This is a genomic window from Hydrogenophaga luteola (assembly GCF_042648585.1).
Classification (GTDB): domain Bacteria; phylum Pseudomonadota; class Gammaproteobacteria; order Burkholderiales; family Burkholderiaceae_C; genus Hydrogenophaga; species Hydrogenophaga luteola.
The window spans coordinates 639862-652841 of the sequence record NZ_JBHRXX010000007.1; the positions used below are offsets into that span (position 1 = coordinate 639862).

Annotated in this window: 13 protein-coding genes; 10 read left to right on the forward strand and 3 right to left on the reverse strand. The window is 68.0% G+C overall.

The window, feature by feature from the left end; genetic code table 11:
* Window positions 1-17: 17 nt before the first annotated feature.
* The 5 genes from ACFOPI_RS17825 (at window position 18) to ACFOPI_RS17845 (ending at window position 5273) form a co-directional block, all read left to right on the forward strand.
* On the forward strand, window positions 18-1100 hold the full coding sequence (locus ACFOPI_RS17825; protein ID WP_382176718.1) for an isopenicillin N synthase family dioxygenase: 1083 nt from the start codon (window positions 18-20) through the stop codon (window positions 1098-1100).
* 70 nt (window positions 1101-1170) lie between these two features.
* The gene (locus tag ACFOPI_RS17830; RefSeq protein ID WP_079367141.1) at window positions 1171-1968 is read left to right on the forward strand and encodes an ABC transporter substrate-binding protein; all 798 of its coding nucleotides are present in this window, start codon (window positions 1171-1173) and stop codon (window positions 1966-1968) included.
* Between the two features lie 30 nt (window positions 1969-1998).
* Entirely contained in the window at window positions 1999-3543 is a 1545-nt protein-coding gene (locus tag ACFOPI_RS17835) for an amino acid ABC transporter permease/ATP-binding protein (RefSeq protein WP_382176720.1), read from the forward strand.
* A gap of 15 nt (window positions 3544-3558) precedes the next feature.
* Window positions 3559-4311 carry a class II aldolase/adducin family protein gene (locus tag ACFOPI_RS17840; protein ID WP_382176723.1) on the forward strand — a complete coding sequence of 251 codons (753 nt, stop codon included), beginning with the start codon at window positions 3559-3561 and terminating at the stop codon, window positions 4309-4311.
* Window positions 4308-5273, forward strand: coding sequence for a 2-hydroxyacid dehydrogenase (locus tag ACFOPI_RS17845; protein WP_382176726.1), 966 nt, complete (start codon window positions 4308-4310; stop codon window positions 5271-5273). The genes ACFOPI_RS17840 and ACFOPI_RS17845 overlap by 4 nt, the downstream gene beginning before the upstream one ends.
* 198 nt (window positions 5274-5471) lie before the next feature.
* Here ACFOPI_RS17845 and ACFOPI_RS17850 read toward each other — a convergent pair whose 3' ends face one another.
* Entirely contained in the window at window positions 5472-6281 is an 810-nt protein-coding gene (locus tag ACFOPI_RS17850; RefSeq protein WP_382176729.1) for an alpha/beta fold hydrolase, read from the reverse strand.
* A gap of 499 nt (window positions 6282-6780) precedes the next feature.
* On the opposite strand from ACFOPI_RS17850, the gene ACFOPI_RS17855 reads away from it, so the two are divergent.
* The gene (locus ACFOPI_RS17855; RefSeq protein ID WP_382176732.1) at window positions 6781-7158 is read left to right on the forward strand and encodes a bleomycin resistance protein; all 378 of its coding nucleotides are present in this window, start codon (window positions 6781-6783) and stop codon (window positions 7156-7158) included.
* A gap of 74 nt (window positions 7159-7232) precedes the next feature.
* Window positions 7233-7667, forward strand: coding sequence for a GNAT family N-acetyltransferase (locus ACFOPI_RS17860; protein ID WP_382176735.1), 435 nt, complete (start codon window positions 7233-7235; stop codon window positions 7665-7667).
* 25 nt (window positions 7668-7692) lie between these two features.
* On the opposite strand, the gene ACFOPI_RS17865 is transcribed toward ACFOPI_RS17860, so the two are convergent.
* Complete coding sequence (locus ACFOPI_RS17865; RefSeq protein WP_382176738.1) at window positions 7693-8580, reverse strand: EamA family transporter; 888 nt, start codon at window positions 8578-8580, stop codon at window positions 7693-7695.
* Between the two features lie 7 nt (window positions 8581-8587).
* Window positions 8588-9409: a shikimate dehydrogenase gene (gene aroE, locus ACFOPI_RS17870; protein ID WP_382176741.1), complete on the reverse strand. Its 822-nt coding sequence runs from the start codon at window positions 9407-9409 to the stop codon at window positions 8588-8590.
* Window positions 9410-9486: 77 nt separating this feature from the next.
* On the opposite strand from aroE, the gene ACFOPI_RS17875 reads away from it, so the two are divergent.
* The 3 genes from ACFOPI_RS17875 to ACFOPI_RS17885 all read left to right on the forward strand — a co-directional run bounded on the left by ACFOPI_RS17875 (window position 9487) and on the right by ACFOPI_RS17885 (window position 12977).
* Window positions 9487-10140, forward strand: a complete 654-nt coding sequence (locus ACFOPI_RS17875; protein WP_382176744.1) for a DsbA family oxidoreductase — start codon at window positions 9487-9489, stop codon at window positions 10138-10140.
* An 81-nt stretch (window positions 10141-10221) separates the two neighbouring features.
* Window positions 10222-12264: a sensor histidine kinase gene (locus tag ACFOPI_RS17880; protein ID WP_382176747.1), complete on the forward strand. Its 2043-nt coding sequence runs from the start codon at window positions 10222-10224 to the stop codon at window positions 12262-12264.
* Window positions 12261-12977, forward strand: a complete 717-nt coding sequence (locus tag ACFOPI_RS17885; RefSeq protein ID WP_382176750.1) for a response regulator transcription factor — start codon at window positions 12261-12263, stop codon at window positions 12975-12977. Before ACFOPI_RS17880 ends, ACFOPI_RS17885 begins: the two co-directional genes overlap by 4 nt.
* The last annotated feature ends 3 nt before the right edge of the window (window positions 12978-12980 follow it).

Genomic DNA, 12980 nt, shown 5'->3' on the forward strand with positions numbered 1-12980 from the left:
ACCCACGCCAAAACGCCATGCCCAGCACCACCGCCAACTTCGAATCGCTGCCCGTCATCGACATCCGCGGCCTGTTCAGCCCGCAGCTTGCCGACCGCCAGGCCGTGGCCGACCAGCTCGGCCACGCGGCCCGCCACGTCGGCTTCTTCTACGTCAAAGGCCATGGGATTCCGGCCGAACAGATCGCCGGCCTGCGCCGCGCCGCCCAGCAACTGTTTGCGCAGAGCCTGGACTGGAAGATGGCCCACCACATCGGCCTGGGTCGCGGCCACAAGGGCTTTGTGCCCGAGGGCGAAGAGATCTACGGCACCGGCAAGCCCGACCACAAGGAGGCCTGGGACATCGGCTTCGAAGCGGCCGACGACCACCCCTTCGTGCAGGCCGGCCAGCCGCTGATCGGCGGCAACAAGTGGCCCGACCTGCCGGGTTTCCGCGAGGCGGTGGCGGCCTACTACGACAGCATCTTCGCGCTCGGCCGCACGCTGCTGCACGGCTTTGCGCTCGCCCTGGGCCAGCCCGAGGACGCGCTGGACCGCTACGTGACCTGCCCGCCGTCCAAGCTGCGCCTGATCCACTACCCGGTGGACCCGGCCGCGGAAGACACCCCCGGCATCGGCGCCCACACCGACTACGAGTGCTTCACCCTGCTGCTGGCCGACCAGGCCGGGCTGGAAGTGCTCAACGACCAGGGCCGCTGGGTCGACGCGCCGCCGCTCACCGTCGCCGGCGAGGAGCTGTACGTCATCAACGTGGGCGACATGCTGGAGGTGATGACCGCCGGCGCCTTCGTCGCCACCACGCACCGCGTGCGCAAGGTGCGGCACGAGCGCTATTCCTTCCCGCTGTTCTTCGCCTGCGACTACGCCACCCGCATCGCGCCGCTGCCGGCCTTCGACCCGACCGGCGAGAAGGCTGCGCAGTACGCGCCCCTCGCCATCGGCGAACACATGTGGAGCATGGCGCTGCAGACCTACCGCTACCTGCGCGAGAAGGTGGCGCGCGGCGAGCTGCAGCTGCCCGCCAACGCCCGCAGCACCACCAGCTTCGGCCAGTTCAAGACGCTGGACCCGGCGCCTGCCGAGCCCGCCGCGGCGCCCTGATGCCCGCCACCACGGTTTCCCGTTCCACGTGCCTTTCCCGTTCCTTCCCTTCCTCTCAGGAGTTCATGCCATGTCCCCACTGACCACATCCTTCACCCGCAACGCCCTGGCCGCCCTGGTGGGTCTGGGCTGCCTCGCCGGCGCCCAGGCGCAGACCATGGCCCCTGGCGTGCTCAAGGTCGGCCTTGAAGCCACGTACCCGCCCTTCGAGTCCTACGACGGCGACAAGATCGTCGGCTTCGACCCCGACCTGACCGCGCTGCTGACGCGCGAGATGAAGCTCAAGCCCGCACTGACCGACACCAAGTTCGTCAACCTGATCCCCGGCCTGGCCGCCGGCCAGCACGACGCCGTGATCTCGGGCCTGTACATCACACCCGAACGCCTGGCCCAGGCCGACGCCGTTCCCTACGCCAGCTCGGGCGCGCTGATCATGGTCGCCAAGGACAGCAAGGCCCAACCCAAGACCGAGAAGGACCTGTGCGGTCTCAAGGTCGGTCTGCAGGCCGGCACCTCGTGGGTCAAGCTGCTCAAGACCCTGTCGGACGACTACTGCAAGAGCGCCAACAAGGGCGCCATCACGGTGATGGAATTCCCCACCGCGCCCGAGGTTTCGCAGGCCATGATGTCCAAGAACGTCGACGCGCAGCTGGAGATCGCCGGTGCCGCCAAGATGATCGTGGAGAAGACCAAGGGCCGCGTGGCCATCAGCTCGCCCGACCTGGTCTACCCGCAGACCCTGGGCATCTACGTCAAGAAGGGCAACACCGCGCTCAAGCAGTCGTTCGAGACCGCGATGGCCGCGATCCGCAAGACCGGCGAATACGACGCGCTGATCAAGAAGTACGAGCTGACCCCGGTCAAGTAAGCCGCCGCCCACGCCACGAGGACGCCGCCCATGGAACTGGACTGGACCTACTTCTTCTCGCTCTTTTCCATGGGGGCGTTCTACCGCGCCAGCGCGATGGTGATCGCGCTCGGCTCGCTGTCCTGGCTGCTCGGCCTGGTGCTGGGCTTCGGCCTGGCCCAGGCCGAAGGCTCGCGCCACCTCTGGCTGCGCTGGCCGGCCAAGGCCTATGTCTGGTTCTTCCGCAGCGTGCCGCTGCTGGTGCTGCTGGTCTTTGTCTACAACCTGCCGCAGATCTTCCCGGCCACTGGCGTGGTGCTGGGCATTCCCTTTCTGGCGGGCCTGACCGGCATGGTGATGACCGAGGCCGCCTACATGGCCGAGATCCACCGCGGTGGCCTGCTGTCGGTGGCCAAGGGCCAGCGCGAGGCCGGCCACGCCCTGGGCCTGGGCTGGTTCGCCACGCAGACGCGCATCGTGCTGCCGCAGGCCTTCCGCATCGCGCTGCCCTCGCTCATCAACGAGTTCGTCACCATCATCAAGCTCACCTCGCTGGTATCGGTGATCTCGCTGCCCGAACTGCTGCTGACCGGGCAGCGCCTGTACACGCAGAACTTCCTCATCCTCGAAACCCTGCTGGCCGTGGCGGTGTACTACGTGGCCATCGTCACCGTGTTCGGCGCGGTGCTCAACGCGCTGGAGCGCCGGCTGGACCTGCAGCGCCGCAAGCCTGGCCCGGTGGACGAGGCGGACCTGGCCCGGCTGCGCGCCGGCCTGCCCGAAGCGCCGGTGGTGACGCCAGCCGAACGCGGGCCTGGCGCGCCGCCCGCGCTGGACCTCATGGCCATCCACAAGGCCTACGGCAGCCACGCCGTGCTCAAGGGGGTGAACCTGCGGGTCGGCGCCGGCGATGTCATCTCAATCATCGGCCCCTCCGGTTCGGGCAAGACCTCGCTGATCCGCACCGTCAACGCGCTGGAGAGCCTGGACCAGGGCGAGATCGTGCTGTTCGGCGAGAGCTACCTGCTCGGCGCCGCGCCGCAGGACGCGGCCCGCGTGCGCCAAGGCATCCGCCGCATCGGCATGGTGTTCCAGGGCTTCAACCTGTTCCCGCACCTGACGGTGCTGCAGAACATCCTGCTCGCGCCCGGCCTGCACGGCCAGGGCGACGCCACCACCCGCCAGCACACCGCGCAGCGCCTGCTGGACAAGGTGGGCCTGCTCGCGCACCTGCACAAGTACCCGCACCAGCTCTCGGGCGGGCAGCAGCAGCGCGTGGCCATCGCCCGCGCGCTGGCGCTGCGGCCGGACGTGATGCTGTTCGACGAACCCACCTCCGCGCTGGACCCCGAGCTGGTGGGTGAAGTGCTCAAGGTGATCCGCGACCTGGCGGAGGAGGGCATGACCATGCTCATCGTCACGCACGAGATGGAGTTCGCGCTGCAGATCTCCGACCGCGTGGTGTTCATGGAAAACGGCCAGCTGCTGCTGGACGCAGCGCCGGCCCGTCTGCAGCAAGCCGACGACGCCGAGCCCGCCCTGCAACGCGTGCGCCGCTTCATGGGCCTGGAAGCCTGCCCCGCCGTTCCGGCCTGATTCACGAAAGACCCCATGCCCCACACCACCCAGGCCGACGAGGCCACCCTGCGCCGCGACCTGGCCGCCGCCTACCGGCTGGCCGCCCGCTTCGGCTGGGACGACACGCTCTACACCCACTTCTCGGCCCGACTGCCCGGCGGCAGGAAGGGTCAGCAGCGCTTCCTGCTCAACCCCTTCGGCCTGATGTTCAAGGAAGTCCGCGCCAGCGACCTGATCGTGGTCAACCTCGAAGGGAAAGTGGTGCAGGGCGACGCCGCCATGAACCCGGCCGGCTTCACCATCCACAGTGCCGTGCACACCGCGCGCGACGACGCGCACTGCGTCATCCACACCCACACCGTGCCGGGCATGGCGGTGGCCGCGTGTGAACAGGGCCTGTTGCAACTCAACCAGATCTCGGCCGAGTTCCACCAGTCCGTGGGTGTGCACCCTTACGAAGGCGTGGCCTTCAACCTCGAAGAACGCAGCCGCATCCAGGCCGCGCTGGCCGACAACATGGCGCTGATCCTGCGGCACCACGGCCTGCTCAGCGTGGGGCCGACGGTGGCCGACGCCTTCTGCATCATGTATTACCTCAACAAGGCCTGCGAAATCCAGCTCGCCGCCGCGCAACTGGCCAGCATCGCCGGGCCGGTCACGCGCATACCGCCGGCGCTCAGCGCCCATGTGCGCAAACAGTTCCGCGGCGTGGAACACGAGCGCCAGCTCGTCTGGGCCGCGTGGCTGCGCGACCTGGACCGCAGCGAACCGGACTACCGCCTGTGAATGACGCCGCGCCGACCTTGCTGCTGTGCAGCGAGACCGACGACCTCTCGGGCCTGTGTGGCGAGTTCGAGCGCGCCGCCGCGCGGGACTGCCCCGGCCTGCGCGTGCGGTGCTGGACGCCGGACACCCCGACCACCGAGCTGCAAAGCGTGGTCGCCATCGCGGGCTGGTTTGTGCCCATGGGTCTGCCTGCCCGCCTGCCGCGCCTGCGGCTGCTGGCCTCCATCGGAGCCGGGGTGGAACACCTGTTGCGCGACCCGCACCTGCCCCCCGATCTGCCAGTCACCCGCATCGTCGACCCGGCGCAGGCGCGCGGCATGGCCGAGTACGTGCTGTGGGCGGCCTTGCACTTTCACCGCGACCTCGACCGCCTGCTGGCCCAACAGGCGCGACGCGAATGGCGCATGCCGGCGCAGCGCCCGGCCAGCGCCTACCGCATTGGCGTCATGGGCCTGGGCGCCATGGGCGCGGAGGTGGCCCGCATCCTGGCCGCGCACGGGTTCGATGTGCACGGCTGGGCGCGCAGGCCCGCGGCGCTGGACGGCGTGACCACCTGGGCCGGGCCGGAAGCGATGCGCCCCTTCCTGGCGGGGCTGGACATGGTGGTCTCGCTGCTGCCGCTCACACCCGAGACGCGCAATCTGTTCAACGCCGACTGGTTCGCCGCGCTGAAACCGGGCGCGGTGTTCGTCAACTGTGGCCGGGGCGAACAGCTGGTGGTGCCGGCGTTGGTGGACGCGCTGCGCAGCGGGCAACTGCGCGGCGCGGTGCTCGACGTGTTCGAACACGAACCCCTGCCGGCCGACGACCAGCTGTGGACCGAGCCTGGCGTGGTCATCACCCCGCACATGGCCTCGTCCGCGTCCGCCGAGGTGATCGCGGGGCAGATCGTGGAGAACACCGCGCGGGTGCTGGCGAGGCGGGCGCTGCTGCATGCGGTGGACCGGCTGCGCGGCTACTGAGCATCCATGGCCGGGCATGCCGGGCGACTTCTTCGGCCGCGCACCGGCGCGGGCGCTTGCAACGGATCGAGTGATGGTTGTGCAGCGGTTGCAGTCGATCGCGGTGGTGGACCGGCTTCACGGTACTGGGTTGCAAGCTGTCATCGGTTTATCAGCCGGCGCTGCAGCGCCAATCACCGGTATCGAGGGAAATCACCATCAAGCATGCACTTCGGCCATGTAGCGCCTCATGGCATCGATCACCAGCGCAGGGTGACTCATGTGGGCGGCGTGACCCGCCACGTCCATGACCTCCAAAGTGCTGCCCTTCAGTCGCTGGTTCAGATACTCACCCACCGCAAGGGGAACCAAACTGTCCTCTTGGTGTTGAAGAATGAGACAAGGGCGAGTCACCTGGGGCAGGTCGGCCCGGTTATCCGCAAAAAAGGTGGTTTGCGCAAAGACCCGCATCGCGGCCGGGTTGGTGGAGCAAAAAAGGTCGGAAAGCTCACCAGACAACGACTCGCCTTGCGCGGCCCCCATCACCAGGGACGATAGGTGGTTGGCCCAGCCGATGTAGTTCTGGTCCATGAGCGACATCAGGCCTTGGAGGTCGGCACGCTCGAAGCCTCCTGCATACTCAGGTGGATGGTTCAAAAAGCAGGGCGAGGGCCCTACCAATACCAAGCGATCAAACAATTCAGGGCGTGCAATCGAAGCCAACAGGCCGACGCTGCAACTGGCAGAGTGGCCCACGAACGTGACGCCACTCTGCAGCCCTTGCGCTTCGCACACGTCCAATACATCTTGCGCATAGCCAGCCAAGCTGCTGTAGCGAACGGCGCTAAAGGCCGACAGCTGCGACTTGCCGCTTCCAACAAAGTCAAACAAGACTTGGCGATGTGTGCCAGCGAAAGCGGGCGTGATGCGGCTCCATACGGCTTGGCTGCAGCCAAGCCCGTGAGCAAACAAGATCGGTGACCCACTGTCTCCCAAGGAGCGGACGTTGTTGCGTTTGTTGACGTCCATTGTCTTCAGCTGAAATTCAGGGTGGCAAACTTTATCGTGGGCAGTGCAAGAAAGTTCATAAGCGCTTCGGGCAGCAGGCGCTGGGCCTCCGAGACGTGCACGCCGCCGAGCTTGGCGCGTCCACCCTAAAACCTCCAATCACCGGAGCCGGAGGTGCGGCACAACTTTCTGATTGGCATGCCTCCCTCAACCTGCTTGAGGAAACCGATGCTTTGTTCTTCGGTCGGTCTGCTCTTCTTCATGTCCGTCATTCTCCTAGTCTTTGACAGACTACGCGAACTTAAGCCTCGTCCGGGGAGGGCAGATCGGCTGGGCACCTTGAGCGGCACCTCGCTGTTGAATGGCCGCCGCTGAAGGTGCGGCGGACGCTCGCCGAGAAGGATGACGAATGTCAGATGCCGGCGGCGGCTGTTATCGAGCTGCCAAACTTGAAGGGCTGCTCCCAGCCTCGACCTGCCATCCCTGGAAAACCAACAATTTCTCAACGCGCACACAACCCATGCCACCCCCCATCCTCCACCCCGCCATTCCGCAACTCCCAAGCGGAGACCTGCAGCGCACGGCCGACTTCTTTCGTGACCGGCTGGGTTTCACGGACTTCAGGCTGTTTCCCGAGCACGGGCACCTCATCGTCCGGCGCGGATCGGCAGAGATCCACTTCTGGTTGGCCGCGTCGGAAGACGAGGCGCGGCACCATGGAAGTGCCAGCAGCTGCTACATCCGGGTTCAGCACATCGAGCAGCTGCACCAGGAGCTGGTGCAGCTGCAAGCGCCATTTCGCTATGGCCTGACGCGCCAGCCTTGGGGCATGCACGAGATGCAGGTGGACGACCCTTTTGGCAACGCCATCCGCTTTGGTGAAGAGCTCAGCGACTGAGCCAATGACGCTCTACCGTCAGATCAGGTGGGCGCTACAGTGGGTGCCAGACCCACACCGAGACAAGCACCCCCATGAGCCTCGAATGGAGCGACAGCCAGGACACGATCGACTGGCACGAATTGCAGAACCTCTACCGCCTGGCCCCGCTGGGCGACAAGTCGGCCGAGCTGTTGCAGACGGTGTTCACGAACAGCCGTTTCAAGTGTTTCGTGCGCGACGGGGCGGGCCGGCTGGTCGCAGCCGGGCGCGTGCTGTCGGACGGTGCGGACTGTGCCTACCTGTGTGATGTGGCCGTCATGCCCGATCACCAGGGCACAGGGCTCGGGCGGGCGGTGGTGCAGCGGCTGCTGGACCACTGCAAGGGGCACCGCAAGATCATCCTGTACGCGGTGCCGGGCAAGGAAGACTTCTACCGCCGGCTCGGCTTCATGCGACTGCTGACGGGCATGGCCATCTTCGAGGACCAGGCCGCGGCCATCGCGCGCGGCCACCTGGGCGAGGTCTGAAGCCCTCCGGCGGCGCCGGGTGGCCTCACTGCACGATTTCGTCCGCCGGCCCGCGGTGCGTGTCGGGTTTGGCCGTGGCGGCGCTGCCCGCGGCAGCGCCCATCACCAGCAGAATGGCCAGCCATTGCAGGCCGGTCAGGTGTTCGTCCAGCACCAGCACGCCCATCAGCGCGGCCACGGCCGGCTCCATGCTGGCCATGACGCCGAAGGCGGCCGGCGTGAGGCGCTTGAGCGCCACCATCTCCAGCGATATCGGGATGGCGCTGGAGATGGCCGCCACGCCCAGGCCGAACAGCAGGATGCCGGGCTGGAGCAGCGCGCTGCCGGCGTGCCAGACGCCGAAGGGCACGACGGTGATGGCGGCCATGGTCAGGCCCAGCGCTACCGAATGGCCGGCGTGCAGATGGCCGACCTTTTTGCCGAACAGGATGTAGGCGGCCCAGAACACGGCGGCGCCCAGGCCGAACATCACGCCCACGGGGTCGAGGCTGGCCACGTCGTGGCCCAGTGGCAGCAGCAGGCCCAGGCCCACGATGGCGAAGGCGATCCAGAGGTAGTCGATGCCGCGGCGCGAGGTGAAGAAGGCCACGGCCAGCGGGCCGCTGAACTCGATGGCCACCGCCACGCCAAACGGAATCGTCTGGATCGACTGGTAGAACATCAGGTTCATGCAGCCCAGTGCCATGCCGTATCGCACCAGGCTTTTCGCGTCGGCGCGCGTGGTGGTCCAGCGCCAGGGGCGCCAGATCAGCAGCAGGATCAAAGCGGAGAAACCCACGCGCAGCGCGGTGGTGCCCAGCGCGCCGACCTGCGGGAACAGTTGTTTGCCAAACGAGGTGCCGATGCCCAGTGCCACGACCGAGCCGAGCACGGCCAGCAGGGGCACGACCTGTGCCCAACGGTTCGAACTCACGTTGCGATCAGACCAGGGGAATGGTGAAGCGCTCGATCACCGGCTTCGTGTCCGGCCGCACACCGCGCCACCACTCGAAGGCCTCGGCCGCCTGCTCGACCAGCATGCCGACGCCGTCGGCCAGCTGGGTCACGCCGGCCGCCTGCGCCTGCTTCAGGAAGGGGGTGAGGCCCTTGCCGTAGACCAGGTCGTAGGCGAGGGCGCCGGGCGCGAACACGCCCGCGGGCAGCGGCAGTTCGTCCTTGGAGAGACCGGTGGAGGTGGCATTGAGGACGACGTCGAAGGTCTCGCCCGCGAGTTCGTCGTAGCCGCCGGCCTGCAGCGCCGCGTGGGCTGCGAAGTCGGCCTTGAGGCCGTGGGCCTTGGCAGCGGTGCGGTTGGCCACCGCGATCACGGCCGGCTTCTGCGCCGCAATCGGCAGGATGGCGCCGCGCGTGGCGCCGCCCGCGCCGCAGATCAGCACGCGTTTGCCAGCCAGCGACACGCCCAGGTTGCGCTGGATGTCATTCACCAGGCCCAGGCCATCGAAGTTCTGGGCATAGATGCGGCCGTCCTCGAACTTCAGCGCGTTGACGGCGCCGGCCAGTCGGGCCGACTCCATCGGGTCGGTGGCGATCTCGAAGGCCTGCAGCTTGAAGGGGATGGTGACGTTCATGCCCCGGCCACCCGCGGCGATGAAGGCCTCGACCGTGGCGCGGAAGCCGTCCAGCGGACCTTCGATGGCCGTGTATTCGATGTCCTGTCCGGTGGCCTGCGCGAAGGCGCCGTGGATCAGGGGGGACTTGCTGTGGCCAATGGGGTTGCCGATGACGGCGTAGCGGTCGGTCATGGTGCGGGGCGCGGGAGGAAACAGGGGCTTTGGAAAGGCAGCCGGCGATTGTCGCGCATGGGGGCTACCATGCCCCGATGACCAAGACCCTCAAGATCGATTTCGTCTCCGATGTGTCCTGCCCGTGGTGCGCCATTGGCCTGGCCGGCCTGGAGCGCGCGCTGGAGCGGGTGCAGCCAGACATCGCGGCCGAGCTGCACTTCCAGCCCTTTGAACTCAACCCGCAGATGGGCCCCGAGGGCGAGGACGTGGGCGAGCACCTGACCAGGAAGTACGGCAGCACGCCGGAACAGCAGGCGCAGATCCGCGAGACCATCCGCCAGCGCGGCGCGGCGGCCGGTTTCAGCTTCAACAAGGACGGGCGCGGCCGCATCTGGAACACCTTCGACGCGCACCGCCTGCTGACCTGGGCCGAGGCCGAAGGGGCACCCGGCCAGCAGCTGGCCCTCAAGCGCGCGCTGATGGAGGCGCACCACGGCCGCGCCGAAAGCCCGGCCGATCCGGCGGTGCTGCTGGCGGCGGTGCAGCAGGCCGGCCTGGACGTGGACCGCGCGCAGCGGGTGCTGGCCAACGACGAGTTCAGCGACGAGGTGCGCGAGCGCGAGCAGTTCTACACCGGCCACGGCATCCACTCGGTGCCGGCGGTGATCGTGAACGACCGGCACCTGATTTCGGGTGGGCAGCCGGCCGAAGCCTACGAGCAGGCATTGCGGCAGATCGCCGCCGGTTGATGCCCCGTTGCGGGCCGCAGCCGTGACCTGGTGCGCGGCGCAGCGGTGATTCGTTGTCTAATTTGCAACAAATACCGCACCATGCCCGCCGACAGTTCTGCCTTCTTTCTGACCGAACCTCCCGACGAGGCGCCCCCGCACCAACCGGCTCCGCTGGGCTGGAGCGGCACCAGCAGCTTTCTGCTCGGCGTGCTGGTCATCCTGTGCATGGTGGTGATGTACGTGCAGGTGTCGTCGCTGGTGGACGGGGCACCCAGCCTGGCGCGGCACGGCCTGTACACCGATCAGCGGGCCGAGCTCGACATCACCGAAGTCACCACGCTGCCCACCAGCGCGTTTGCCCCCGTGCCAGACCAGGTGTCCCGCGGCTTCACCAGAGCCGCGCAGTGGTTTCGCCTGGAGATGCCGCCCGGCCTGGTGGGCGAGGCGGTGGTGGTGGTGCAGCCCAGCTACCTCGACGACGTCCGGGTGTACACGCCCGACCCCGGGGTGGTGACCGGCTGGCGCCTGTTCCAGCTGGGCGACCGCCACCCGGCGCCGGAGCGGTCCCGGTTGGACCTGGGGTTCTCGGTGGCTTTCAAACCCGTGGCAGGGCAGGCCGTGTTCGTGCGGGTGCGCACGCTCAATGCCCACAACATCCGTGTGCGCGTGCTCCAGCCCGCCGTGGCCGACCGCGAAAACGCCGTGCTGCTGGTGGGCTTTGGCGTGTATTGCGGAGCCGTGCTGGTGCTGGCGGCGGCGGCCGCCGTTGCGGCGCTGGCCTACCGCGACCGCCACTGGGCGGCCAATGCCGGGTTCCAGCTGGCCACCCTGGGTGCCATGGTGTTCTTCTTCGGCCTGGGCGGGCGGTTCCTGCTGCCTGGCGACCCCCTGCTGGCGGACCAGCTGGCGAGCTGGTTCGGTTTCGCCCAGTACTTCACCGGTGCGCTGTTCTACCGCTTGCTGTTCCGGGAATACGGTGCCCCGGCCTGGCTGCTGCACCTGCAGTCGCTGCTGATGCTGTTCCTGCCCCTGCAGGTGCTGCTGACCATCGGTGGCCGCTTCGATCTGGCGATGCAGGCCGGCAACCTGATCCTGCCGCTGGCGGTGCTGGTCATGGGGCTTGCGGTGGTGTTCGTGCGCAGCGACGACGTGGTGCTGCTGAACCTGCTGCGCATCAACACCATCAGCACAACCATGTTTTTCCTGCTGGCCTACGCCACCCACCAGGGTCTGATCGAGGCGCGGTTTCTGCACCTCTACCCCGGCGTGTTCATCAGCCTGATGACCGCGGTGCTGCTGCACCTGACGCTGCTGCGCCGTCGCGAGCTGCTGGGCAGGGAGCAGGAAGGCACGCAGCGCACCCTGGCGCTGGTGCGCCAGCAGGTGCAGTTCGAGCGCCGCCGCCGGCTGGAGGACGGGCGTTTCCTGGGCATGCTGATGCACGAGATGCGCTCGCCGCTGTCGGTGGTGGCCGTGGCCGCAGGCGCCCTGGAGCGCAAGTTGGGCGATGCCGGGGTGGGACAGCGCACCGGCCAGTCCATCGAGCGCGACCTGCGGCGCATCGGCACCTCCGTCGGGCAGATGCGCAGCGTGCTGCAGCAGGTGCAGGCGGTCAGCGAGCTGGAACACCTCATGGGCGGTCACGGCCCGGCGCAGAAGCCCGGCTTTGTGCAAGACCGCTGCGAGGCCGACGCCCTGATGGGCCGGCTGCGGGACCTGCTGGCGCAGGAGCCGCGGGTGGACGCCTCGGAAATGCGGCCCCGGGCACCCGGACGGCTGGTGCGCGGCTCCGCCCCGCTGGTGGAAATGATGGTCCGCAACCTGGTGGACAACGCACTGAAGTACTCGCCGCCGGAGTCTGTCGTGCGCTGCGCGTGCGAGCTGCGCACCGGCGTCTTCGACGTGGTCGGCCTGACGATCAGGGTGAGCAACCGGATCGGGCCGGTGGGCGCCCCCGACCCTGCGAGGCTGTTTGGCAAGTACTACCGCGCCCCTTTGGCCCACCAGCATTCCGGCTCCGGACTGGGGCTGTACTGGGTGCGGGGTACGGCTCGGCTGTGTGGCGGCGATGTCGAGTTCGAGCAGCGGGACGACGACGTGAGCTTCGGTCTGGTGCTGACCTTTGTCGGAGACAACGAATGACGCAGATGTGGGATGTGCTGGTGTGCGAGGACTTTGTCGACCTGCGCGAGGCGCTGGTCGACTATCTGGAGGAGACGGGCCAGTGGCGGGTCCGCTCGGCCGGCAACGGTGCCGTGCTGCGGCGGTTGCTGGTGGAGCGGGTTCCCCAGGTGCTGCTGCTGGACGTGGGCCTGCCGCACGAGTCGGGCATCGACATCGCGCGCTGGCTGCGGTCGGCCTACCCCGAGGTGGGCATCGTGATGCTGTCGGGCCGCTATTCCTCGTCCGACCGGCTGGCCGGCTGGCGGGCGGGTGCCGATGCCTACCTGCTCAAGCCGGCCGAAATGGAAGAGGTCGAGCTGGCGCTCAAGGCGGTGGTGCAGCGCAGCGGCCGCGTGCCCGATGCGGCGCCGGCCGCAGCGCCCTTGGTGCGCTTCAACCGCCGCCAGGGCACCCTGACCGGCTTCGACGGTCAGGTGCACCGGCTGGCGCCCCGCGAGGCAGCGCTGTTGCAGGTGCTGGCGCAGTCGCCGGGTTCCATCGTGGAGGTGAACACCCTGCGGCGGCTGCTCTGGACCGAGGAAGACGCCGAGACCGACGTGAACAACGCGCTGTTCTCCCTGGTGCGCCGCCTGCGCCGCAAGCTGGAGACCTGTGGTCTGGACGAGTCGGCCATATCGGTGATGCGCGGGCGCGGCTACCGTTTCAGCGCGACCCTGGCCATCGATTCCTGAGCC